Annotated in this window: 18 protein-coding genes; 11 read left to right on the top strand and 7 right to left on the bottom strand. The window is 66.9% G+C overall.

What is annotated here, in order from left to right:
- Positions 1-14 precede the first annotated feature (14 nt).
- The 4 genes from ASF04_RS21260 to ASF04_RS21245 all read right to left on the bottom strand — a co-directional run bounded on the left by ASF04_RS21260 (position 15) and on the right by ASF04_RS21245 (position 4,540).
- Positions 15-1,247, bottom strand: coding sequence for an HD-GYP domain-containing protein (locus ASF04_RS21260; protein WP_056146423.1), 1,233 nt, complete (start codon positions 1,245-1,247; stop codon positions 15-17).
- A 95-nt stretch (positions 1,248-1,342) separates the two neighbouring features.
- Positions 1,343-3,544 carry a hybrid sensor histidine kinase/response regulator gene (locus ASF04_RS21255; protein ID WP_056146421.1) on the bottom strand — a complete coding sequence of 734 codons (2,202 nt, stop codon included), beginning with the start codon at positions 3,542-3,544 and terminating at the stop codon, positions 1,343-1,345.
- A 13-nt stretch (positions 3,545-3,557) separates the two neighbouring features.
- Positions 3,558-3,917 carry an Hpt domain-containing protein gene (locus tag ASF04_RS21250; RefSeq protein ID WP_056146418.1) on the bottom strand — a complete coding sequence of 120 codons (360 nt, stop codon included), beginning with the start codon at positions 3,915-3,917 and terminating at the stop codon, positions 3,558-3,560.
- Positions 3,914-4,540 (bottom strand): response regulator, encoded by a 627-nt coding sequence (locus ASF04_RS21245; protein WP_056146415.1) that lies wholly within the window; start codon positions 4,538-4,540, stop codon positions 3,914-3,916. The genes ASF04_RS21250 and ASF04_RS21245 overlap by 4 nt, the downstream gene beginning before the upstream one ends.
- A gap of 211 nt (positions 4,541-4,751) precedes the next feature.
- On the opposite strand from ASF04_RS21245, the gene ASF04_RS21240 reads away from it, so the two are divergent.
- From ASF04_RS21240 to ASF04_RS21220, 5 genes are all read left to right on the top strand, one after another.
- Complete coding sequence (locus ASF04_RS21240; protein ID WP_056146412.1) at positions 4,752-6,113, top strand: hypothetical protein; 1,362 nt, start codon at positions 4,752-4,754, stop codon at positions 6,111-6,113.
- A 154-nt stretch (positions 6,114-6,267) separates the two neighbouring features.
- Positions 6,268-9,015 carry a TonB-dependent receptor gene (locus ASF04_RS21235; protein ID WP_200931127.1) on the top strand — a complete coding sequence of 916 codons (2,748 nt, stop codon included), beginning with the start codon at positions 6,268-6,270 and terminating at the stop codon, positions 9,013-9,015.
- Between the two features lies 1 nt (position 9,016).
- Positions 9,017-9,991, top strand: a complete 975-nt coding sequence (locus ASF04_RS21230; RefSeq protein ID WP_056146406.1) for a glycerophosphodiester phosphodiesterase family protein — start codon at positions 9,017-9,019, stop codon at positions 9,989-9,991.
- A 52-nt stretch (positions 9,992-10,043) separates the two neighbouring features.
- On the top strand, positions 10,044-12,473 hold the full coding sequence (locus tag ASF04_RS21225) for a pectinesterase family protein (protein ID WP_056146403.1): 2,430 nt from the start codon (positions 10,044-10,046) through the stop codon (positions 12,471-12,473).
- An 87-nt stretch (positions 12,474-12,560) separates the two neighbouring features.
- The gene (locus ASF04_RS21220) at positions 12,561-13,085 is read left to right on the top strand and encodes a M23 family metallopeptidase (protein ID WP_056146400.1); all 525 of its coding nucleotides are present in this window, start codon (positions 12,561-12,563) and stop codon (positions 13,083-13,085) included.
- 37 nt (positions 13,086-13,122) lie between these two features.
- On the opposite strand, the gene ASF04_RS21215 is transcribed toward ASF04_RS21220, so the two are convergent.
- Positions 13,123-13,722, bottom strand: a complete 600-nt coding sequence (locus ASF04_RS21215) for a GbsR/MarR family transcriptional regulator (RefSeq protein WP_019920031.1) — start codon at positions 13,720-13,722, stop codon at positions 13,123-13,125.
- A gap of 112 nt (positions 13,723-13,834) precedes the next feature.
- Here ASF04_RS21215 and cydD point away from each other — a divergent pair, with 112 nt between their 5' ends.
- From cydD to ASF04_RS21185, 6 genes are all read left to right on the top strand, one after another.
- Positions 13,835-15,520 carry a thiol reductant ABC exporter subunit CydD gene (gene cydD / locus ASF04_RS21210; RefSeq protein ID WP_056146397.1) on the top strand — a complete coding sequence of 562 codons (1,686 nt, stop codon included), beginning with the start codon at positions 13,835-13,837 and terminating at the stop codon, positions 15,518-15,520.
- The gene (locus ASF04_RS21205) at positions 15,517-17,259 is read left to right on the top strand and encodes an amino acid ABC transporter ATP-binding/permease protein (protein WP_056146394.1); all 1,743 of its coding nucleotides are present in this window, start codon (positions 15,517-15,519) and stop codon (positions 17,257-17,259) included. Before cydD ends, ASF04_RS21205 begins: the two co-directional genes overlap by 4 nt.
- A 44-nt stretch (positions 17,260-17,303) precedes the next feature.
- A complete protein-coding gene (locus ASF04_RS21200; protein ID WP_056146392.1) occupies positions 17,304-18,908 on the top strand; it encodes a cytochrome ubiquinol oxidase subunit I in 1,605 nt (534 codons plus the stop codon).
- 10 nt (positions 18,909-18,918) lie between these two features.
- Positions 18,919-20,073: a cytochrome d ubiquinol oxidase subunit II gene (gene cydB / locus ASF04_RS21195; RefSeq protein WP_056146628.1), complete on the top strand. Its 1,155-nt coding sequence runs from the start codon at positions 18,919-18,921 to the stop codon at positions 20,071-20,073.
- A gap of 21 nt (positions 20,074-20,094) precedes the next feature.
- On the top strand, positions 20,095-20,202 hold the full coding sequence (cydX, locus tag ASF04_RS21190; protein WP_056146389.1) for a cytochrome bd-I oxidase subunit CydX: 108 nt from the start codon (positions 20,095-20,097) through the stop codon (positions 20,200-20,202).
- A 65-nt stretch (positions 20,203-20,267) separates the two neighbouring features.
- Positions 20,268-20,522: a hypothetical protein gene (locus ASF04_RS21185; RefSeq protein WP_056146385.1), complete on the top strand. Its 255-nt coding sequence runs from the start codon at positions 20,268-20,270 to the stop codon at positions 20,520-20,522.
- Here the strand turns inward: ASF04_RS21185 and ASF04_RS21180 are convergent.
- Both ASF04_RS21180 and ASF04_RS21175 read right to left on the bottom strand, forming a co-directional pair.
- Positions 20,519-21,928, bottom strand: coding sequence for an efflux transporter outer membrane subunit (locus ASF04_RS21180; protein ID WP_056146626.1), 1,410 nt, complete (start codon positions 21,926-21,928; stop codon positions 20,519-20,521). The genes ASF04_RS21185 and ASF04_RS21180 overlap by 4 nt on opposite strands.
- Positions 21,928-25,077 (bottom strand): multidrug efflux RND transporter permease subunit, encoded by a 3,150-nt coding sequence (locus ASF04_RS21175; protein ID WP_056146383.1) that lies wholly within the window; start codon positions 25,075-25,077, stop codon positions 21,928-21,930. Before ASF04_RS21175 ends, ASF04_RS21180 begins: the two co-directional genes overlap by 1 nt.
- Positions 25,078-25,097: the final 20 nt, after the last annotated feature.

The raw sequence follows: 25,097 nt of genomic DNA, 5'->3' as shown, positions 1-25,097 counted from the left end.
TAGACGGAATCGGCTCAGGTCCAGAAATGCGACAGGTCGCCCAGGTTCCAGGTGTCCGGTTCTTCATAGCCGGCGATGCCTTCGGTGCCCTGGTCATGCATCAGGTCCAGCGTGATGGGCGGGATGTGCATGTCCTTGCGGATCGAGAAAAACACCCGCACCACTGGCGCCAGCAGCGAGCGGCTGTTATCGACCACCACCGCCAGGCGCTCGGAGCGCAGCCGCACCAGGGTGCCCAGCGGGTAGATGCCGATGCACTTGACGAAGGCGGCGAACACCTGGGCGTCGAGGTGGCCGCTGCGGGTCCACTCGGCCATGCGCCGCAGCGACACGGCCGGGCTCCAGCCTGCCTTGTACGGACGGTTGGAGGTGATGGCGTCGTAGATATCGCAGATCGCGCCCATGCGCGCATGCAGGCTCAATTGATCGCCGCGCAGCCCGTGCGGATAGCCGGCGCCGTCCACCCGTTCGTGGTGGTGCAGGCACACGTCCAGCGCCACCGGGTGCACATTGCCCGACTTGAGCAGCAGCGCGTGGCCGGCCAGCGGATGCTGCTTGACGCTGGAGAATTCGTCGTCGGTCAGCTTGCCCGGCTTGTTGAGGACCGCAGCCGGCACGGCCATCTTGCCGACGTCGTGCAGCAGCCCGGCCATGCCGCACTGGCGTACCTCGTCTTCGTCCAGGCCCAGCTGTCGCGCCAGCGCCACCATCATCGCGCACACGGCCACCGAGTGCAGATAGGTGTAGTCGTCGGCCTGCTTCAGGCGCACCAGGCTGATCAGCGCTCCGGTATTGCGCAGCACCGAGGCCGAGATATCGTCCACCAGCGGCGTGGCCTGGCCGACGTCGATCAGGCGGCCCATGCGGATGTCGCCGAACATGGTGGTCAGCGCGCGGCGCGACTGGGCGATGATGCGTGCGGCGCGCGCCAGTTCGTCGGCGGTGCCGCTAGTGGGGCGTTCGGAGCGCTCCGGGATCGACCGCGTTTCCGCTGCCGCCACCGGCGCTGGCACTGCCGCTGGTGGAACGACCGGTGTTGGCGCGGCCGATGCCGGCGTGGTCACGTCAGAACCCTTGCTGGTGTCGATCCAGACCTGGCGCACGCGGCCGCCCTGCAGCTTGGCCAGGTCGAGCAGGGATTCGATGGTGAACGAATTGCTCCAGAAAGGATTGTCGAACCAGGAGCCGCACACGGCGTGGACGTGCATGCCGAGGGCAAGCTGTTCGATGGTAATTTTCTTAAGCATGTAAATTGGTAAATTCGTTATATTCACTGATTGTGTCAAATATACGCTAATTTCCTTGGTGATACATGATTGTTTGGTGATTTTTGGTGAGAATGTTACTTATCTGTAATGGTGCAGCGGCGGATGGCTTCGGCAAACGCGGTGGCGGTGAAGGGCTTGGTGAGATAGCCATCGGCGCCGGCCTCCAGGCAGCGGGCGCGGTCGCCGTCGATGGCGTTGGCGGTGAGCGCGATGACCGGCGTGCGCGGCCAGCCGTTGGCGGCTTCCTGCGCGCGCAAGCGCCGGCAGGCTTCGTAGCCGTCCATCACCGGCATCATGCAGTCCATCAGCACCAGGTCGTAGCGCCGCGCGGCCAGCGCTTCGAGTGCCTGCTGGCCATCGTGCGCCTCGTCGGCCGTCCAGCCAAGCTTGCGCAGCAGGATGCGCGCCAGCTGGCGGTTCATTTCGGTGTCTTCCACCAGCAGCGCATGGCCTGCCGCCGCCGGAGCGGACGCGGAGACCGGCTCCGGTGCGGGCTCGCTGCCGGCCGCAGGCGCCGGTACCAGCCGCGCCGGCAGCTCGAAGCTGAAGCTGGAGCCCTGGCCCGGCGCGCTGGTGCAGTGGATGGTGCCGCCCATCAGTTCCACCAGGTGCTTGCAGATGGCCAGTCCCAGGCCCGTGCCGCCGTAGCGGTTGCCGATGCTGCTGTCGGCCTGGCGGAACGGCTCGAACAGGTGCAACTGCGCCTGCGGGCAGATGCCGATGCCGCTGTCGGTGACCGTGTAGCGCAGCCGCCACTGCCCGCCGTCCGTGCCGGCGGCCGGTGCAATGGCCTGGAAGCCGATGCCGATGGCGCCCGACGGGGTGAACTTGATGGCGTTGTTGAGCAGGTTGCCCAGCACCTGGCGCATCCGCGCCGGATCGCCTTCCACGAGACCCGGCAGGCTGTCCACATCGACGGTGATGCGCAGCTGCTTGCGTTCGGCGCTGGCGCGGTGCAGTGCCAGCACCTGCTCGATCAGCTGGGCCGGCGCGTAGGCTTGCCGTTCGAGCTGCATGTGGCCCGCTTCAACCTTGGAAAAATCGAGCACGTCGTTGATGATGTGGAGCAGTTCCAGCGCGGCCTGGTGTACATTGCCGGCATAGGTGCGCTGGGTGGCATCGAGCCGGGTGTCGAGCATCAATTCGCTCATGCCGATGATGCCGTTCATCGGCGTGCGGATTTCGTGGCTGGTCACTGCCAGGAAGCGCGACTTGGCGGCGTTGGCGGCGTCGGCGTCGGCCTTGAGGGCCAGTGCCTGGCGCGCATCTTCCTCGCGGCGCTTGAGCAGGAAAGCCATCAGCACAAAAGCCACCAGTACCGCGATCATGCTCGGCAGGACCACCGCGCCCAGCATGCGCAGGTTGTTGCGCCAGCCCGCCAGCAGCAGGTCGTCGGTGATGGTGGCGTTGATGATCAGCGGGTAGTCGCGCACCACGCGCACGGCACCCATGCGGGTCACCTTGCGCATGCCGTCGGCCACGCGCGCACTGCTGGTGAGCACCACGTCGTGCTGCTTGCCGGCGGTGATGACATCGTACGTGGGGCCGCCCAGGTTACGCTTGCCCATCATGGCCTCGCGCACGGGCCAGCGCGCCAGCAGCGTGAAGTCGCTGCGGTACAGCGAGATGGCGGCATGCTCGCCCAGGCTGACGTTGCGGAAAAACTCGCCGAAGAAATCGCACGACACGCCCACCAGGATCACGCCGGCGAAACGGCCGGCATCGTCGTTCAGGCGCCGGCTTACATAAAAGGTCCAGGTCTGGTTGCCCTTGTTGCGCACCGGGGTGGAGAGGAACGGTTTGGGCGAGTCGTTCTGCGCGTGGTGCACAAAGTAGTCGCGGTCGGCCAGGTTGATGGCCGGCGCCGGGTGGCTGCGGGTGAAGTTGATCACGTCGCCGTTGGCGGCAATGATGGTGGCCACGCCGATCTGCGGCGACACGCTCATGCGGTCGCGCAGCGCCTGGTACATGCGGGCGCTGCCGAAGGCTGCCCGGCGCGCGGCCGGCGACGGGCCGGCCGCGCGGGCGGCGTCCGCGACCAGCGCGTCTATGCTGTCGAGCACCTGGTAGGTGGAGGTCATGGTCTGGGCGGTGTTCTCGGCCAGTACCAGGGTGAGGTTGTCCAGTTCATCGCGCCAGTCGGCAATTTCGTGGACATACAGGCGCCAGCTTACCAGCGCCGTGGTGGCGCCCAGCATGGCCAGCAGCACCACGCACACGATGACGGTGGCGCGGCGCGCGGTGAGGGCGGTCCAGCGGCGCCTGGCGATGATCATGGCAGGCCGCGCCTCAGTGCTGCGGCACCGCGCGCACGATGCTCTGGGTGACTTCGCGCATCACCAGCGCGAGCAGCGGCGACAGCTCTGCCTGCGCCGCATCGAGTGCGCAGCCCTGGCGCGCGGCCGACTCGTGGCGTTGCAATTGGCTCGACAGTTCGTTCGCCCCGATCAGCATCGCCATGCCCTTCAACGCGTGGCTGCTGGCGGCGATGGCGGCATGGTCGCGCCGCGCGAACGCCTGCTCCAGGCGGGCGAACAATCCCGGCGCATGCTCGAGGAAGGTGTGCGACAGCGTGATGAAAGTGCCGTGGTCGCCGGCCGCTTCCATCAGCACGGTGGGGTCGATGCTCTGGTAACGGTACGGGCTCATTTTGCGGCCCGCACGAACTGGGCGCAGCCGGCGCGCAGGTAGCCGCGCAATTCGTCGTAGTTGACCGGCTTGCTGAAGAAGACCACGCCCGGCGGCAGGCCGCCGCGCGCGTCGAGATCGGCCTCGCCCAGCGCCGAGACGATGGCGATGTGCATGGGACGCAGTTGCGGGTCGTTGACGATGGTGTTCAGCAGTTCGTAGCCGTCGATGCCGTCCATGACGATGTCGGTGACGACGATGTCGGGCTGGCGACGCGCCACCTCCAGCAAGGCCTGGTAGCCGTTTTCGCAGAAGACCAGTTGCGCCGGCAGGTTCCAGGCGCCCAGGTGTTTCTGGTACAGGGTGCGCTGCATCGGGTTGTCTTCCACCACCAGGATGGTCGCTTGCTCGCGGCCCGGCTGGCGGGCAGCCGGTGCCGTGGGCGCAGCCGGGGTTGTGGCACCCGCATGGCCCTTGTACGCCAGCACCGCCGTCATCGGAATGCGGCGATGGCCGCCCCGGGTTTTCCAGGCATCGATGGCGCCCGATTCGACCAGTTGCTGGACCGAGGAAACCGATACCCCGAGAATTTCGGCGGCGCGCTGGGTGGTGCAGACTTCGTCGTTTTCAGTTACAGATTTCATTACACGCAACTACCAGCAATCAAGGAAATTCGAGATTATCGGTAAAAATCATTTTAATCAATGAATTTGTGGATTTTAGCGGTATTTGGTGAACTGGCGTGTATATGGCGTAGAATCGTTGAGCGCGAGACAATAATTAATTCAATTCATGACGATGTCACATTCGGCTGCTAGCCTGTGCGCGATCATGTTCGGCTGGAGATGGAAGCGGATGGCAACGGAAGCAATCGCAAGCGCGCAGCTGCCCACGTGCGGACTGGCGGGGCAGCGTGACGAATTCACCGCCGCCCTGGAGCGCATCCTGGCCAGCCAGGCGTTTTCGCGCAGCGGGCGGTTGACGGCATTCCTGCGCCACGTGTGCGTGTCCGCGCTCGACGGTCAGGAAAAGCAGCTCTCCGAGCAGCGCATCGGCACCGCCGTGTTTGGCCGCCCCGACCACTACAATCCATCCGACGACACCATCGTGCGCAGCACGGCGCGGCTGCTGCGCCAGCGGCTCGACCAGTATTACGACAACGAGGGACGCACCGAAGCGTTTCGTATCGCCATTCCGCGCGGCGCGTATGTGCCGGTGTTCGTGCCAGCGCCCGCGCCGCACGCCGCTGACGATCCCGCAACATCGTTCCACAGCGCTGCCATGCCGCCGCCCGCGGCCGGCCCTGCGCCCGCCGCCATGCCGATAGCCGCGCATGCTGCCGCCGTCGAAACCAGTCGCTGGCAGCGCTGGTGCCGGTCGACGCTGGCGCCCGCAGTGATGCTGCTGGTGCTGGCCGCCATGACCGGCCTGTGGTGGCAGGCACGCGACGATGCGGCGCATGGTCCGGCGCAGGAAGCGAGTGCGCGGTTCTGGTCCACCATGCTGCCGGCCGACCGCGATACCACGCTGATCGTTTCCGACAACGGCCTGGTGATGTACCAGGGCGACACCCGCCGCGAAGTGCCGCTGGCCGACTACATCGCCAATCGCCCCGGCGCGGCGGACACGCCGGCGCCGGAGGTGGAGCGCTACAACGCGCGCCGTTACACCGGCATGTCGTCGGTCACCCTGGCGGCGGAACTGGGCAAGCTGGCCAGCGCCGCACCGCAGCGATATCACGTGCGTTTTTCACGCGATGTGAAACTGGCAGACCTCAAGCACGACAACACCATCCTCGTCGGGGTGGAGCAGTCCAATCCCTGGTGGGCGCTGTATCGCAACCAGTTCAATTTTCACATCGACTGGGACAGTGAAACGGGCGATTTTCTCATCCTGAACGACCAGCCGCGCAACGGCGAGCGCGCCCGTTATCCGTTCTCGGCGCGCGACCCGGCGCGGCGCGGGTACGCGCTGATCGGCTTCAAGCGCAACCTGAGCGACGACGGCCACACGCTGCTGATCGGCGGCACCACGTCGGCCGGCACCGACGCCGCGATTGAATTCATGATGAACCCCGCTCAACTGGCGCCGTTGATCCGGCAGGCGCAGCGCGCGGACGGCGGCATCGGCGCTTTCGAAGTGCTGTTGCAATGCGTGTTGCAGGCCAACGGCAGCACCGATATCGCGGTGCTGGGCACACGGGTGGCGCCGCGCTGAAAACAGTGGTGTTGACTGCGTATTTCACGGTGAGATTTGACCGTGAAACGCGCCACACCGAGTAGCGCCGACCCTACACTCGATTCCGACCGCAGCAGGCATTCCAGCCGGCGCGGCACCATCTGCAAGGGGATCGAACAACATGAAGTACACCATGACCAAACACCGCTGGCTGCTGGCGCCCACCGCCGTGGCATTAAGCATGGCCGCCAGCGCCCACGCCCAGGAGGCCAGCCTTGAGAACAATGCGACGCCGGACACCGTCGTCACCGTCACCGGCATCAAGCGCGCCTATTTGAAAGCGATCGAGAGCAAGCTTGATCGCAACGGCATTGCCGACGTGGTCAGCGCCAACGAGGTACAGGGCTTGCCCGACAATACCATCGTCGAAACATTGCGCCGCGTGCCGGGGCTGTCGGTACTGCCCACGCTGGACAATGAACACCCGCGCGACGAAGCGGCCACGCCGGTGCTGCGCGGCCTGGGCGCGGCCTACAACAACGTCACCATCGACGGTTCGCCGCTGGCCTCGCCGGGCACGCCCAACGGCAACCTCGGTTCCATCGGACGCGGCGTGCGGCTCGACCTGCTGCCGTCGTCGATGATCAGCGAACTGGTGGTGTCGAAAACCTTTGGCGCCGACCAGGAACCGAATGCCATCGGCGGCGCCATCGACCTCAAGACGCGCAGCGCCTTCGAGCGCGGCGGCCGTCCGTTCTTCACCATCGAAGGGGCGGCAGGCGCCGCCAGCGACGGCTCGCGCCCCCGGCCGCAGGATCGCCTCGGACAGCGGGTGATCTCCACCGGCAGCTTCACCTTTGGCGACGACAAACAGTACGGCATGGTGGTATCGGCCAACTACCAGAAGCTCGACACCAGTACCGACACGCACATGACCACCGACACGGTGTTCGAGAATTTTTATGATGCTGCCGGCAATCGCGTGAGCGGCAATAACCTCGGCAACGGCTACGCCGTGCCGCAGCAGGACAAGTACTGGTATGTGCAGGACGAGCGCTCGCGCCTGGGCCTGACCGTCAAGCTGGAAGCGAAGCCGTGGCAATCGGTGTATGGCTTTGTCACCGGCGGCTACTACCGGTTCCGCGACCAGATGGTGCGCAACGAGAACCTGATCGACCCGCGCAACACGCTCACGGTGCTGAACCAGACCGCTACGTCGGGCCGATATCCCGGCGGCGACGTGGAAGTGGGTTATTCGCAGCAGGACATGACCAGCGCCACGCGGCTGCTGCAAAGCGGCGTCGATTGGCAGATCGCCGACCACGAGACGCTGGGCCTGCGCGCCAATATTTCGCGCGCCACATACCGCGAACCGATCAGGATGATCAAGTACGGTACCAACGCGCGCTACAGCGCACCGGGCACCGGCGGCGCAATTCCCGTAGCCACGCCGGAATACGCGTTCGACTACGACACCAGCGGCCTGAATCACTCGTTCAACGTCTCGCCAGCGGCTTACAACAATCTGTCCAATTACAAGCTGCTGTATTACCGCGACGACTACCGCCGCTCGGCGCAGGACACCATCGGCAATGTGCGTGCCGACTACCGGCGCGATCTCGATCAGCCGGGCGTGGGCTTTGCCGTGGGCGCAGCCTACACGGTGGACCGTCCCGGCTACAACATCTACCGCAACGACCTGGAACCGAACACCAGCCAGCCTGCGCTCACGCTGCTTGGGGTGACCGGGCCCTCCGCGCCGCTGCGCTACAGCCAGAACGGCCTGGGGCTGATCACCATCGACCCGCAGGCGGCCAGCGCCCAGATCGAGGCGCTGCGCGCGGCCGGCGGCCTGAACACCACCAACCAGACCGCATTCAGCAACCAGGATAACTTCGAGCACCGCGAACGCACGCTGGGCGCCTACGCCCAGGTGAGCTTCAACACGGAGCAGTGGAAAACCCTGGTCGGTGTGCGCGAAGACCGCACGCTGCTCAATACCGCCGGTCGTGCGCTGGTGGCCGGTGCCTGGACGCCGCTGCCCACTTCGTCGCGCTACAACTTCCTGCTGCCATCGCTGCAAACCACGTGGCAGGTCAAACCGGACCTCGACCTGCGCGCGGCCGCCAGCCAGACCATCGGCCGGCCTACCTACGATTCCTACGCTGCGCGCAGCGCCATCAGCTTCACCAACGTCGGCGACACGGGCAACCCCAACGCCACCGGCATCGCAGTCACGGTGGGCAACCCGGACATCAAGCCGCGCCTGTCCACCAATACCGACCTGGCGCTCAACTACCGGCTGCCGAAGGCGGCCAACGGCCTGTTGTCGCTGGCGGTATTCAACAAGGACATCAAGGACGAGATCTTCAACCAGGCCTCGCAGGGCTATACCTACCAGGGAGTCAACTACGTGAACGCGGTGGTGACGCGGCCGGCCAATGCCTCGAAGGCATCGATCCGGGGTGCCGAACTCAGTGCGGTGGTCAACTCGCTGGGCTGGATACATCCGCTGATCGCCGACATGGGTTTCAGTGCCAACTGGAGCGCGCTCGATGGCAAGATGACGGTGCGCCGCTCCGATGGCGCCGCACGCGATATTGACCGCCTGGTGGGCCAGCCTGACCGCACCGCCAACCTCACCGTGTTCTACGCCAGCGCCGGCCTGGAACTGCGCGCAGCCTACAACCGCCAGGGCAAGGCGCTGCGCTCGATCGTGCCCGATATCGCCTGGCAGGACCTGTACTGGGCGCCGCGCTCGCAGGTGGACCTGCAGGCCAGCTACAAGCTCACGCGCGAGCTGACCCTGTTTGGCCAGGTGCAGAACGTCACCGGCAAGCGCATGACCAGCCTCACCGGTCCGTCGATGAACCTGCTCAAGGATACTTACTCGGTGCCCAAGGTGGCGTGGGTGGGCTTGCGCTACACGCCGGAGTTTTGACATGAGCCGCTTATTGTATGCCTGCGGCCGGGCGGCGCTGCTGCTCGCTTGCTCGATGTCCGCCATGGCGGCCGACCGCGCCGATGATATTCGCCGCAAGTTCGACGACCCGTCCGCCGGCGTGTTCATCGCCGCGCACCGCGGCTGCCACAATGCGTCGCCGCACCAGAAGCTGGAGGCGGCGCCCGAAAACTCGCTGGCCGCGCTCGAGCACTGCGTGAAGCTGGGCGTGGACATGATGGAGCTCGATGTGCGCCGCAGCGCCGATGGCGCCCTGGTGGTGATCCACGACGCCACCGTCGATCGCACCACCGACGGCAAGGGCAAGGTGTCCGATCTGACGCTGGCGCAGTTGCAAGCGCTGCGCCTCAAGCAAAACATGGGCGCCCAGATGTCGCCGGATCTGACCGACGAACGGTTGCCCACGCTGGCGCAGATGCTGGCCGCCGCCAGGGGACGCATCATGATCAACCTCGACATCAAGGACGACGATATCTACGCCCAGACCATCGCCGAAGCAGCAGCACAGGGCATGGCGCGTTATGTGCTGGTCAAGAGCTTTGTCGATCGTGATGCTGCCGGCGTGGGCGCCGACGATCCGTCGTTTGCCGCAGTCCCTTATATGCCGATTGTGGGCGCGTGGACCTCCAAGGGCGGGGGTGCCAGTGCGGTGCAGGTGGTGACGCGCCAGCTGGCAGCGCAGCGGCGGCCGGCCGGCGTGGAGCTGGTATTCCTGCCGCGCGAGCAGTTGGCGCCAGTGCGCAAGCTGGCGGCATCCGGCGGCGTGCGGCTGTGGGCCAATACCCTGACGTCGGTGGGCGTGATCAGCGTGATCGGCATGGGCGGCGACCTCGAAGCGCTGCGCACATCGGGCCGCGCCTGGGGCGATCTGATCGCCGCCGGCGTGGACACCATCCAGACCGACGAACCGGGGCCGCTGCTCGATTTTTTGAAGCGGGAGGGTATTCGTTACTGACTGCGCATGGTTTAGAATGGGCGGCAAATAAAACGTTTAACCTGGAGACCCGATGTCCTTGACCGCTCTGCTGGCGCTGGCCGCGCTGGCACCCGTTGCCGCCCAGGCCCCCGCTGTTGCTGGAGATCGCCCACCGGTGCATGCAGCGGCACCCCTCGAAACCAGCGAGTCGCTGCGGATCGACGCCGATGCGCCGGTGCGCATACTCGGCAAATCCGATGCCGACGCTTACGTGGAGGCGCGGTTGCGGCGATTGCCCGCTGCCGGCGCCGATGGCCGCGTCTACGTGGTGGGACGTTACCAGGATGCCGGCAACTGGTACGGCGCCGGCCTGGGCTGGCAGGAGGCCAAGGGACGCATGCAGATCGAGATCGTGCGCATGCAGGACGGCCGCCTTACGCGCCTCAAGCAGTTCAACCGCGCGGGTGCCACCGACGCGCGCTTTTACACGGTGCGGCTCGAAATGGCCGGCAACAGCCTCACCGCCTACCTCGACGGCGAACGCATCACCAGCGTGATCGATGGCGGCCTGGCGCAGGCGGGCGGCTACGGCGTGGTGGCGCAGGGCGCGCCGTTCGAGATCAGTGTGCCGGTGACGGGCGCCGCCACCGACAAGCCGGCGCGCCTGGCGCTGGCGCGCGCGCCGCAGCGGGTGCAGTTGTCGGTGGGGGATGCGCCGGTGTCGCTGGCGGTGAGCGCGCTGGGACCGTATCGCATCGTGGCTGCTGCCGATGCCGGTTCCAACGCCAGTGGCAACGGCACCGCCAGCGCCAAGACGTCTCTAGCCGTGTCGGGCTACCTTACGCCGAGCGCGCTGCAGGACGCCGCCATGGCCGCACCTGCGAACGGCGCACAAACGATACGCTTTATGGCCAGTGTCGCGCAGCCGGCGCTGGTGACTGCCACGGTGGCCGATGGCGCGCTGGTGCTGGCGCCGCGTGCGGCCGGCGTCACCACCGTCACCCTGGCCAGCCCGGACAGCCCCAATGTGCAATCGGTGCTGGAAGTGCGGGTAGCTGCCGCCAGCCCGGCGCGCCGGTCCGCTATCAAACTGGCAGGCGCGGTGTTGCCGGCCATCGGCGAACGTGACGTGCCGTTCGATACGCCGCTGCGGCTGCGTTTCGACCAGGCGCCGGTGCTGGGAGAATCCGGTGGCGCCATCCGCGTGTACCGCGTGCGCGATGGCGCGCTGGTGGATACCGTCCGCACCGGCAGCGAGTCCGACTTGCTCGGCTACGCCGGCCAGCCGCTGCGGCGCGCGGTGCGCTGGCAGCCGGTGGCCATCGAAGGACGCGACGCCGTCATCCACCTGCACAATGCCAGACTGGCGCCGGGCGAACAGTACCGGGTGACGGTCGATGACGGCGTGCTGGCTGGCGCCATCGGCGGCACGGCGTTTACCGGTGTCACGATGGCGCAGGGCTGGACTTTTCACACCCGCGCCGCCTTGCCGCCGGGCGCCCAGGCGCTGGTGGTGGACGATGACGGTGCAGCGGACTTTCGCACGGTGCAGGGCGCGCTCAATTACGCCATGCAGCACACCGCGCGCACGGCGCCGGTCACGGTCACCATCCGCGCTGGCCGCTACCAGGAACTGCTCTACCTGCGCGGCAAGGACAACCTCACCCTGCGCGGCCAGAGCCGCGATGGCACAGTGATCGACGCCGTCAACAGCGACGGCGTCAACCCCGGCTCCGGTACGGCGCAGGAAGCGCGTGCGCCCGGCATCACCGGCGGGCGCGCGGTGTTCCTGATCGAGGATGCGGACCTGGTGACCATCGACGGCCTCACGCTGCGCAACAGCGCCTTGCGCGCTTCACCCACCGGCGGCCAGGCCGAGGCGCTGTTCTTCAATAGCGAGGGGCGCCTGATCGTCAAAAACGCCAGCCTGTTCAGCGAGCAGGATACGGTGCAGGTGCGCGGCTATTCGTGGTTCTACCGCTCGCTCATCGCCGGTAATGTGGACTACATCTGGGGCAACAACCGCGCCGCGCTGTTCGAGGACAGCGAACTGCGCACCGTCGGCGACAGCGGCAATGGCAAGAGCGGCGGCTACCTGCTGCAGGCGCGCACCGTCTCCGCGCAGGACAAGGGCTTCATGTTCGTCAACAGCCGCCTGACCCACGGTCCCGGCCCCACCGGCAACGACGTGCCGGCTGGCGCCACCTGGCTGGCCCGCAGTCCCGGGTACGCCGCCACCTGGGACCACGTGGCCTTCATCAACTGCCGCATGGGGCCGCACATCGCACCGGTCGGCTGGGCCGGGCCGAACGTCAGGCAGCCGGCGCCCAACCCGGGCCAGGCCACCGCCACCGCCGGCTGGCGCGAGTACGGCAGCATGGACCTGGCAGGCCGACCGCTCGACACCAGCGCGCGCCAGTTTGGCCGGGTGCTCGATGCGCAGGAGGCCAGGGCGGCTTACACGACGCGCGCGGAATTTTTTGCGGGGTTTGGCGGGGGCAGGGGATGGCGCCCCGAATAGAAAACGAGTCGATCAGGCGAAAGAGGTAACATCCGGATTTGATCGAAGCAAAGCGCAAACATGAGGGCTGTTCGGATTTTTCTACGCATGCTGGTGATTGCCGTCGTCCTCATCGTGGGCTACGTGTTTCTCGGACCAGGCATCGAACGCGCCATGTACACCGTGCACCTGGCAGCGATGGACAAGCCGGCCGCGCTGCCGGTGCCGGTCGAAGGCATCAAGCCGCGCGCCTTGCGCGACACCTGGGGCGGTGCGCGCAGCGAGGGGCGCAAGCACGAGGGCATCGACATCTTCGCCAAACGCGGCACGCCCGTGCTGTCCACGACCGAAGGTATCGTTGCCCGTGTCGGTACCAATCGCCTAGGGGGCCAGGTGGTGTGGGTAATGGGACCGGGCGGCCAGCGTCATTACTATGCGCACCTCGATCGCTACGCGGACGTGGCAGCGGGCATGCGCATCGAGGCGGGCACTGTGCTGGGCTACGTTGGCGATACCGGCAATGCCAAGGGCACGCCGCCGCACCTGCATTACGGCGTCTATGACATGGGCGGCGCAATCAATCCGTATCCGCTGCTGCGTGCGGAACCGACTCGACCTGGCAAAAGGAACTGACGCGACCCATATGGCGTTACCAGCATGAGCAAACCGCTCAGTCCTGGCTAGCCTTGCTTTTGCCGCCCAACAGGCGGTCCTTGGTGCTGAGGAGCTTTTGCACCTTGGCGCCCATCTTCATCAGTTGCGCCAGCGATTCGGGCGACAGGTGCTGCATCTCTTCGAACCAGGTGTTGGCCAGGTCCACCAGTTCGTACATCTCGCGCATGCGCTGCTGGGCGTAGCGGTCGCCCGGTTCGCCGGCTGGCGCCATCAGCGATTCGCGCAGCACCGTCAACGTCGGCGCCACCTCGCGCCGGCGTCGTTCGGCCGCCACCACCTTGAAAATCTGCCAGACATCGCCCAGCGATGAAAAATACTCGCGCCGGTCGCCCGGCAGGCGCGTCTGCCGTATCAGTCCCCATCCCTGCAATTCCTTCAGGCCGATGCTCACGTTCGACCGCGAGAACGTCAGGTGCTCGGCGATTTCGTCCGCGTGCAGCGGCTGCTCCGACACGAACAGCAGCGCATAGACCTGTCCCACCGTGCGGTTGAAACCCCAGCGGCTGCCCATCTCGCCAAAGTGGCTGATGAAGCCCTGCGCCAGTGGCGTCATCTGGAAGTTGTTCGGTGTCGGCGTGGCTGGCGTATTGGGCATGGTGGACGTCTCCGGCTATAAAAATTGATGTACATCATCGTTCCGGCGTATTATACTAAAAATCGAATTTACAAGAATTTCTGAAAACTCAGTAATTACAGGATGTTTTACCATGTCTTCCGCAAGCGTTTCACTGCCGGTATTCGTCGTTCCCCGCCTGCCCGCCCTGGTGCAGGGCGCCGCCGCCCTCGTGTGGTTGCCGCAGGCGGCGCTGCTGGCCTGGGCGGTGCAGGGCATGGTACAAGGTGCCGGATGGCGTGCGGCGTTGCTGCCGGCGGCGGCCGTGCTGGCGCTGGGCGTGCTGCGCGCGCTGGCCGAGGCCTGGGGCGCCCGCGCCATGTATGGGGCGGCGCGCAGCCACTTGTCGGCGTTGCGCACACATGCCGTGGCCGCGCTGGCGCGCCGTTCGCCGCTGGACCGCGATCGCGCCCGGTCCGGGCAAGCGGCCAGCGTGCTGGCCGAGCAGGCCGAAGCCGTGGTGCCTCACCTGGTGCGCTTCCAGCCGGCGCGCTGGAAAGCCGTGCTGGCACCGCTGGCCATCGTGGCGGCCATCGCGCCGCTTTCGTGGATCGCCGCGCTGGTGTTGCTGGTGGCAGCGCCCCTGATCCCGGTTTTCATGGCGCTGGTAGGCATGGGCGCGCAAGCTGCCAGTCGCGCCCACATGGTGGAACTGGGCGGCATGAACGCCTTCCTGCTCGACCGCCTGCGCGGCCTGGCAACCTTGCGCGCGCTGGGCGCCGTGGACGCCACCGCCACCCGCCTGGGCGACACCGCGCAGTCGCTGCGCCGCCGCACCATGGCCGTGCTGCGCATCGCGTTCTTGTCTTCCGCCGTGCTGGAACTGTTCTCGGCGCTGGGCGTGGCGATGGTGGCCGTGTATATCGGCTTCTCGCTGCTGGGCACCCTCGACTTTGGCGCATGGGGCACACGACTGACGCTGGCCCAGGGCCTGTTTATCCTGCTGCTGGCGCCAGCCTTTTTCGAGCCGCTGCGCGAACTGGCCGCCGTCTGGCACGACAAGGCGGCCGGCGAGGCGGGACTGGCCAGCCTGCGCGACCTGGCGGCAGATGGGGTGATGCTGGTCGGTGCCGGTGATAATCTCTGCCTGCATGCCGAAGTCGCTCCCTTAAGGATGCCGCCGTCGGTTGAGGTCCGCAATCTGCACTTCGCTCACGTCGGCGAGCAACCGCTGTTTGACGACTTCTCCTTCACCGTGCGCCCAGGCGAACACGTGGCGCTGCTGGGTGCGAGCGGCGTTGGAAAAACCACTTTGCTGGCCATGCTGGCGGGCCTGCTGCCAGCGCAAGCAGGAGAAATCCGCATCGGCGGCACCATCCTCGATCACGCCAGCGCTGCGACGCTGCGCCGGCGCATGGCCTGGATGGGGCAACGCCCGCACGTCTTCACCGGCCCGGTGGCGGACAACATCACCCTTGGCCGTCCGGTGGACGCCGGCCTGGCCGTGACCGACGCGCTGCACCTGGCCGGCCTGGGCGCCGTGGCGCAAGCACGGCCGGAAGTGATGCTGGGTGACGGCGGCCACGGCCTGTCCGGCGGCGAGGCCGTGAGATTGGCACTGGCCCGGGTGGCTGTGTGGCCGCACGCCGACCTGCTGCTGGTGGACGAACCGACCGCGCACCTCGACAGCGAAACTGCCACCCGCGTGACCGATGCGCTGCTGACGCTCGCCAAGGGCAAGACCATGCTGGTCGCCACCCACGACCCGGTGCTGGCCGCGCGCCTGCACCGCGCCATCGACCTGTCCGCGCGCATCACTCCACATAGGAGCATCGCATGAACGCCGCATCGTATGCCGCACTGCGCCAGTTGCTGCTGGCCGAACCGAAACGCCTGCTGCTGGGCGCTGTGCTGGCGGCATTGACCACGCTGGGCGGCATGGCCTTGCTCGGGCTGTCCGGCTGGTTCATCACTGCCACCGCCATTGCCGGCATGAGCGCCTCGACCGCGTTCATGTTCGACGTGTTTGCGCCCTCGGCCGGGATCCGCCTGCTGGCGCTGGGCCGTACCGGCACCCGCTACGCCGAGCGGCTGGTCACGCACGACGCCACCTTCGGCGCGCTGGCCGAACTGCGCGTACGGCTGTTCCGGGGCTGGTCGCTGCCCGATGCCGCCAGCCGCCTGCTGCGCAGCCCGGCCAAGCTGCTGTTCCGCCTGACCGCCGATATCGATGCGCTCGAGTCGCTGTACCTGCGCCTGCTGGTACCGGCTGCCACAGCGTTGTGCGCGGCCGTGCTGGCCGGCGTGGTGGTCGCTTTCATGCAGTGGCAGCTGGGCGTGGTGCTCGGCCTGTGGCTGCTGGTGTGCGGCGGCGCGATCACCTTGCTGCTGTTAAAAGGCGCGATCCGTCCCGGTCTGGCCCGCTCGCGCGCCGTGGAAGCGCTGCGCGCCCGCGCCATCGACCTGGTGGCCGGCCAGACCGAACTGGCCATGGCCGGACGCCTGAATGCCCAGTGCCAGTCCCTGTCCCGCACCGACCATGCGCTGGCCCGCGCCGACCTGGCCTTGATGCAGCGCGACACCCGCGCCGGTGCGGCGTTCGGCATCGCCGGCAGCGCCACCCTTGCTGCGGTGTTGCTGGCCGCCGCCGCGCTGGTCGAGTACCGCGCCATGCCGGTGCCGCTGGCAGCGCTGGCGATCCTGATTGCGCTCGCTGCCATGGAACCGTTCGCCGGCCTGCGGCGCGGTGCGCTGGAAGCAGGGCGACTGTGGCTGGCAATGAAACGGCTTGGGCCCAGGCTGGAGCAGGGCCTGGCGCCGGCCGGTGCGACCACGAGCGCTGCTGCTGACACGGTAGCGGCCAAGCCGACCGACGCGAATGTCGCCGGCCATGCCAACCCCGGCGCCGCCATCGTCTTCGAACACGTAGCGGCCGCGCAGTCGGGCCGCACGCCGATGGTCCACGCCATCGACTTGCGCATCGCCCTCGGAGAACGGGTAGCGCTGGTCGGCCCCAGCGGCGCCGGCAAATCGACCTTGCTGGCGCTGATGGCCGGCGAGATCGCGCCGCTCGCCGGCAGCGTGCAGGCAGCCCAAGCCTGCCTGTTCACCCAGCGCACGGAAGTGTTCCAGGACAGCGTGCGCGACAACCTGCGCCTGGCCGCGCCCGATGCCGATGACGACCGCCTGTGGCACACGCTGCAAGCGGCGGGGCTCGATGTGCAAGTGCGCGCCTTCGGCAAGGGGCTGGACACCATGCTGGGCGAGGGCGGGCTGGGACTGTCGGGTGGCCAGGCGCGCCGGCTGGCGCTGGCGCGGTTGCTGCTGCATCCATCGCGGGTGTGGCTGCTCGATGAAGCAACCGAAGCGCTGGACGCCGCCACTGCCCGCGACGTCCTGCAAAGACTGGACCGGCACGCGCGCGCTGAAGGGCAGACCGTGATCATCGCCACCCATCTGCGGCGCGAAGCATCGCTGGCCGACCGGCTGGTTGGCGTGCGCAACGGCCGCATTGCGTTCGATGTGCGGCGGGGAACGCAGGATTTCGACGCCGCGCTGGCTGCGCTGCGGCAGGACTGAATCAGCAATCAACTATTGTAAATTGTAATAACCAGGGAAACATCATGGACTTCGATATCGTCGCCTTATCCAGGCTGCAGTTCGCGCTCACTGCGCTGTACCACTTCTTGTTCGTGCCGCTCACCATCGGCCTGTCCATCATCCTCGCCATCATGGAGACCGTGTACGTCATGACCGGCCGCACCATCTGGCGCGACATGGTCAAGTTCTGGGGCGTCCTGTTCGGCATCAACTTCGCCATGGGCGTGGCCACCGGCATCGTCATGGAATTCCAGTTCGGGATGAACTGGAGCTACTACAGCCACTACGTGGGCGACATCTTCGGCGCGCCGCTGGCCATCGAGGGCCTGATGGCCTTCTTCCTCGAAGCGACCTTTGTCGGCCTGTTCTTTTTCGGCTGGGACAAGCTGTCAAAACGCGCGCACCTGGTGGTGACGTGGCTAGTCGCACTGGGCTCCAACCTGTCGGCGCTGTGGATCCTGATCGCCAACGGCTGGATGCAGAACCCGGTCGGCGCCGCGCTCAATCCGCAAACCATGCGCATGGAAGTGACCGACTTCGGCGCCGTGCTCACCAACCCGGTGGCGCAGGCCAAGTTCGTGCACACGGTGTCGGCCGGCTATACGGTGGCGGCCATCTTCGTGCTGGGCATCTCGGCGTGGTACCTGCTCAAGGGCCGCCATGTGGCGCTGGCCAAGCGGTCGATGACGGTGGCCGCCGCGTTCGGCCTGGCCGCTTCGCTGTCGGTGGCGGTACTCGGCGACGAGAGCGGCTACCAGTCGTCGGAGCATCAAAAAATGAAACTGGCCGCCATCGAAGCCATGTGGGAAACGGAACCCGCGCCGGCGGCCTTCACCGCCTTGGGCTTCCCTGACCAGCAGGCGCGCGAGACGCATTATGCGCTGCATATTCCGATGGTGATGGGCCTGATCGGCACCCGTTCACTGAACACCGAAATTCCCGGCATCGCCCAACTGGTCCGCAAGGGCGAGGACACCATCCGCGACGGCATCGTCGCCTACGACGCGCTGCAAACCATCCGCGCCGTGGCGCCGGGCAGCCCGGTACCCGCCGCCGCCAAAGCGGTATTCGAAGAGAAGGGCCAGGCGCTCGGCTATGCCCTGCTGCTCAAGCGCTACGTCGATGATCCGCGCCAGGCCACGCCCGCGCAGATCCACCAGGCCGCACTCGATACCGTGCCGCCCGTGGCGCCGCTGTTCTGGTCCTTCCGCGTGATGGTCGGCCTGGGCATCTTCTTCATCGCCCTGACCGCGACCTTCTTCGTGCTGTCGGTGCGCCGCACGCTCGACCGGCACCGCTGGCTGCTGAAAGTGGCGGTACTGGCGATTCCGCTGCCGTGGGTGGCCGTGGAAGCCGGCTGGATCGTCGCCGAGCTGGGACGCCAGCCCTGGGTGATCGAAGGCGTGCTGCCCACTGCCATGGCCGTGTCGCACCTGGGCGTGGCCACGCTGCTGGCGACGATTGCCGGCTTTGCCGCGATCTATACCGTGCTGCTGGTGATCGAAATGAAGCTGATGCTCAAGGCGATCCGCAAGGGCCCGGAGGAATTCACCGTGGCCGCCGTGCCAGCGGCACCGAAGCGCCGCACGCTGGCCGCGCCATCGGTCAACCAACCCCAATCCGCTTGAGGAGCACATGATGATCCTGCATGAATTACTGTCTTACGAAACCCTGCGCCTGGTGTGGTGGATACTGCTTGGCGTGCTGTTGATCGGCTTTGCCGTCACCGATGGTTTCGACCTGGGCACCGGCATCTTGCTGCCGTTCGCCGGCAAGACCGACCTGGAACGGCGCGTCATCATCAACAGCATCGGCCCGGTCTGGGAGGGCAACCAGGTGTGGCTGATCCTGGGCGGCGGCGCCATCTTCGCCGCGTGGCCGCAACTGTACGCGGTGTCGTTCTCGGGGTTTTACCTGGCCATGTTCGTGATCCTGACGGGACTGATCCTGCGCCCGGTCGCCTTCAAATTCCGCAGCAAGCGCGAAGACCCGCGCTGGCGCGCGCGCTGGGACTGGGTGCTGTTCTTCTCCGGCGTGGTGCCGGCCCTGATCTTCGGCGTGGCTGTCGGTAACGTGCTGCTGGGCGTGCCGTTCCGCTTCACCTACGACATGCACATCCTCTATGAAGGCACGTTCTTCGGCCTGCTCAATCCCTTCGCCCTGCTGTGCGGCCTGGTGTCGGTGGCCATGCTGGTGATGCACGGCGCGGCCTGGCTGCAGTTGAAAACCGACGGCGAGGTCGCCGACCGTGCGCGCCGCTACGGCAGCGTGGCGGCAGTGGCTACCGTGGTGCTGTACGCCGCGGCCGGCGTGGCGCTGTGGCAGGCGGTCGATGGCTACCGCATCACCAGCGCCATGGTTACCGAAGGTCCGTCGAACCCGCTGTTCAAGACCGCGCAGGCAGCCACCGGCGCCTGGTTCGCCAACTTCGAAAACCATCCGTGGACCTGGGCCGCACCGGTACTGGGCCTGGCCGCGCCGCTGCTGGCCCTGGTGCTGATGCGCGCGCGGCGCGGCGGCCTGGCGCTGCTCGCTTCCGGCGCGGCGATTGCCGGCATCATCCTGGGCGTGGGCGCGGCCATGTTCCCGTTCATCCTGCCATCGTCGCTCGACCCGCGCGCCAGCCTGACGGTGTGGGATTCGTCGTCGAGCCATCTGACGCTGTTCATCATGCTGGTGGTGTCGAGCGTGTTCATTCCGCTGATCGTGGCCTACACCAGCTGGGTGTACAAGGTCTTGTGGGGCAAGGTCGATGGCGAGGCGATTGCCGACCATCGCGGCCATGCTTATTAATTGTCGATAAAGGAGTCAATCATGTGGTATTTCGCCTGGATTCTGGGGCTGCCGCTGGCAGCGATGTTTGGTGTGCTCAATGCGATGTGGTACGAGATGGCGGAGGACGATGCGGAGATCGTGCAATAGTAGGCGCGCGCCACGCTGGGCAACACTGCGGTTATATTGGCCATTCAACGTTCTGGAGGTCCGTTATGCCGATCAAAACCATCGATGAGTACCAGGTCGAATACATGGCCGAGCCGCTGGAGGGCAGCGACCAGTGGGGCGCGTTTGTCGCCATCTCGGCGCCGTCCGCCACGCCCATGCACCTGAATGTGATTCATGCGCGCCAGCGCGTGGCGGCCGACCAGGTATTCGGCACCGAAGCGGAGGCCGAAGGCGCGGCCGAGCAGGCGGCGCTGGCGCTGCTGGAGCAGGTGCGCAATCCGCCGCCGGCACCGAACTAGCCCTCCGCGCCACCCCCCAGCGCCTTGTACAGCGCCACCGCCGACCGGAACTGGTCGCGCCGCAGGTCGAGCAGGGTACCCTGTGCGGCGTACGACTGGCGCTGGGCGTCGAGCAGTTCCAGGCGGCTGTCCTGGCCGGCGCCGTAGCGCAGTTTCGACAGCCGCTCGCGCAGTTCGGCCGCGTCCACCACCCGTTGCTGCGCGTCGATTTGCAGCCGGTACGTCTGGCTGCCGGCCAGCGCGTCACCCACTTCGCGGAAGGCCGACTGGATCGCCCGTTCGTACTGCACCACCGCGATCGACTTGCGCACTTCGGCCAGTCGCAGCTCGGCGCGCAGCTGGCCGCCGTGGAAGATCGGTTGCGTCAGCTGCGGCGCGAACGACCAGTTGCGCTGGCTGCCCCGGAACAGGCCACCGATCTCCGGGCTGGCGAAGCCCAGTTGTGCGGTGAGCGAAATGCGCGGGAAGAACGCCGCGCGGGCGGCGCCGATATCGGCGTTGGCGGCCACCAGCGCGTGCTCGGCCTGGATGATGTCCGGCCGCCGCGCCAGCAGGTCCGATGGCAGGCCGGCGGGCAGGGTGGTCAGCACCGGTTGTTGCGACAGCGGCGCGCCGTCGGGCAGGTCGGCGGGGATGGCGGCGCCCACCAGCAGTTCCAGGTTGTTGTGCGCCAGCCGCAGCGCGCGTTCGCGCGCCTGCAGGTCCGCTTCCGCCGTCGCCACCTGGCCGCGCGCCTGGGCCAGGTCGATGCCGCTGCGCTGCTGCGCCGTGTGCAGGCGCTCGGTGAGCGCGAGCGACTGACTCCAGTCGTCCAGCGTGCGCTCCGTGAGCTGCGCCTGCTCCTGCGCCAGCCGCTGTTCGAGGTAGGCGTCCGCCACGGCCGCGATCAGGGTCAGGCGCGCGGCGCGCTGTCCTTCCATCGAGGCCAGGTAGCGGGCGAAGGCGGCGTCCGACAGCGAGCGCAGTCGGCCGAAGAAATCGAGCTCGAAGGCGTTGATCGCCAGGCCGGCATTGCTGCTTTCCTCGATCGTCCGTGGCTGGAAGCCGCCGGCACTGTTGGTGCCGATCACGCGCTGGCGCGTGGCGCCGGCCGCGACATCGACCTTGGGCAGGCGGTTGGCGTCCTCGACCCGGTACTGGGCCTGGACTGCGGCGACATTGAGTGCAGCTTCGCGCAGGTCGCGGTTGTTGAGCAGCGCCAGTTGCACCAGCTGTTGCAGGCGCGGATCGGGCAGCATGGTGCGCCAGGCCACGTCTGCGCCGGTGCCGGCGTTCGAATCAAATGAGGCGGCAGAGGCAGCGTCATAGCTGGCCGCCACCGGCAGCGCCGGCTTTTCCAGCGGGGGCGCGAGCGAGCACGCCGACAGCGCGCCGGCCACGAAGACAGTCATCAGTTTATGGCGCATCATGGCGCTTGCTCCTCGAGCTTGGGTGCGGCAGATGGCTGCTGGCGCCAGCGCGCCAGGCGCTCGGCGCCGCCCACTACCATTACGAAAAATACCGGAACGAAGAAAATCGCCAGCACGGTGGCTGCCACCATGCCGCCGAACACGCCGGTGCCGATAGCTTGCTGGGTCTCGGCGCTGGCGCCAGTGGCCAGCATCAGCGGCACCACGCCCAGCGTGAAGGCCAGGGATGTCATCACGATCGGCCGCAGGCGCAGGCGCGCCGCTTCGATGGCCGCTTCCACCAGGCCCTTGCCCTCTGCGTGCAACTGGCGTGCATACTCCACGATCAGGATCGCGTTCTTGGCCGACAGCCCGATGATGGTGATCATGCCCACCTTGAAGAACACATCGTTCGGCATGCCGCGCAAGCCCACCGCCAGCAGCGCGCCCAGCAGGCCCAGTGGCACCACCAGCATCACCGAGACGGGAATCGCCCAGCTTTCGTACAGGGCAGCCAGCACCAGGAACACCACCAGCATCGACAGCGCCATCAGCAGGGGCGCCTGCGCGGCTGATTCCTTCTCTTGCAGCGACTGACCGGCCCAGGCCACGCCGAAGCCGGGCGGCAGTTGCGCAGCGAGGCGCTCCATCTCGGCCATCGCTGCGCCGCTGGAGACGCCGGGCGCGGCGCCGCCGCTGATGCGGCTCGACAGGTAGCCCTGGAAGCGCACCAGTTGCAGCGGCGTTTGCTGCCACACCGGCTGGACGATTTCTTTGAGCGCCACCATGCCGCCGTCGCTGTTACGGATGCGCAGCGCCAGCAGGTCGTCGAGCTGCATGCGCGCCGAGGCGTCGGCCTGCACGATCACCTGCTGCATGCGGCCGGCGTTGGGGAAGTCGTTCACATAGGTCGAGCCGGTGGCAGTGGTAAGCATGTCGCTCACGGCGGCGAACGATACGCCCAGGGCTTCGGCCTTCTTGCGGTCGATTTCCAGGCGCACGCTGGCGCCGGGCGGCAAGCCGTCCGGATAGACCATGCCCAGCAACGGGCTTTGCGCCGCCAGTCCGAGCAACTGGTTTTGCGCCGCCTGCAGCGCGGCGGCGCCCTGGTTGGCGCGGTCCTGCAGGCGCAGCACGAAGCCGGACGAGTTGCCCAGTTCATCGATGGCCGGTGGCAGCACCGACATGATCATGCCTTCGCGCGCGGCGCCCATCGCCATCTGCGCGTGCAGCACTTCCTCCTGGGCGCTGGCGCCGTCGCGGTCCGGCCAGTCCTTGAGCATGGTGAAGGCCATGGCCGCATTGGGACCGGAACCGGAGAAGCCAAAGCCCAGCAGCGATTGATTGACGTCGATGCCGGGACGGCTGGCGACGTGCTGCTCGTACTGTTCGACCACATCGAGCGTGCGGCCGGTGGTGGCGTCGGACGGCAGCTGGAACGACGTGATGAAATAGCCCTGGTCTTCTTCCGGCAAAAAGGCGGACGGCAGGCGGGTAAAGCCCCAGGCCACGGCGGCGGCAATCGCCGCATAGAGCAGCATCATGCGCCCGCCGCGCTTGAGCAGCGCGGTGGTGCCGGCCGCGTAGCGGGCCGTCATGCGGTCGAAGCCACGGTCGAACCAGCCGAAGAAACCTTTTTTGACATGGTCTTCGGGGCCGATCGGTTTGAGCATGGTGGCGCACAGCGCCGGCGTGAGCGTGAGCGCCAAAAATGCCGAGAACAGGATAGCTACCGCCATCGCCACCGTGAACTGGCGGTAGATCACGCCCACCGAACCGGCGGCCAGCGCCATCGGGATGAACACGGCGGTGAGCACCGCCGCGATGCCAACCACCGCGCCGCTGATTTCCTTCATCGCCCGCGACGTCGCCTCGTGCGGCGACAGGCGCTCGGTGGCCATCAGCCGTTCCACGGCCTCCACCACCACGATGGCATCATCGACGATGATGCCGATCGCCAGCACCATGCCGAACATGGTGAGCACATTGATCGAATAACCTGCCACCGCCATCACGGCAAAAGTGCCCATCAGCGCAATCGGCGCGACGATGGCCGGTATCACCGTGTAGCGCACTTTTTGGAGGAACAGATACATGACCAGGAATACCAGCACCATGGCTTCCACCAGCGTGGTAACCACTTTTTCGATCGAGATCTTGACGAACGGCGCGGTATCGAACGGCACCGAATACGCCATCCCGGGCGGCATCGATTTGGCCAGTTCCGCCATCCGTGCGCGAATGCCGGCAGCCGTGGCCACGGCGTTGGCGCCGGGCGAGAGCGAGACTGCCGCGCCGGCCGACTGCACGCCGTTTTCGCGCGCCTGGAAGTTGTAGCTTTGCGCGCCCAGTTCCACCCGGGCCACGTCGCCCAGCGTGACCAGCGAACCGTCGCGGCCCGCCCGCAGCACGATGGCGGCAAATTCCTGCGCATTGCGCAGCTGGCCCTGCACCGTGAGCGGCGTGGTCACGCGCTGGCCGGGCACGGACGGCGTGTCGCCCACGCGGCCAGGCGCGATCTGCACGTTTTGCGCGGCGATGGCGGCGGTCACGTCCCCCATCGAAACGTTATGGGCGATCAGCTTCTCGGGATCGACCCAGATCCGCATGGCCCGCTCGGCGCCGAACAGCTGCACCTTGCCTACGCCGGGTACGCGGCGCAGTTCCTCGATGACGTTGCGGGACAGGTAGTCGCCCAGCTCCAGTGCATCGGCGCCTTTGCCGTCCTTTGCATCGGCATTGAGGCTGATGATCATCAGGAAGCCGGACGACGCCGATTCCACCGTCACGCCGTTCTGGCGCACCGTCTGCGGCAGGCGCGGCTCGATCGATTTGAGCCGGTTTTGCACATCGACCTGCGCCAGCTCCGGGTTGGTGCCGGGCTTGAAGGTGACGGTGATCGAGGCCGAACCCGAGGTGTCGGTGGACGATTCGTAGTACAGCAGGTTTTTGACGCCCGACAGTTCGCGCTCGATCAGCGCCACCACCGCGTCGTTCATGGTTTGCGGCGAGGCGCCGGGATACACGGCGCTGATGGTGACGCTGGGCGGCGCCACCGACGGGAAGCGGGCAATCGGCAGGTTGGGCAGCGCAATCAGTCCGAACAGCACGATGAAAATGGCGACCACCCAGGCGAAGATGGGGCGGTTGATAAAGAATTGAGACATGGCTGGTATTTTCCTGTGCG

This window comes from Duganella sp. Leaf61 (genome assembly GCF_001421905.1).
GTDB classification, from domain to species: domain Bacteria; phylum Pseudomonadota; class Gammaproteobacteria; order Burkholderiales; family Burkholderiaceae_D; genus Rugamonas; species Rugamonas zoogloeoides.
Note: the sequence above shows the minus strand (reverse complement) of the source record. Positions and strands in the feature narration are given on the sequence as shown.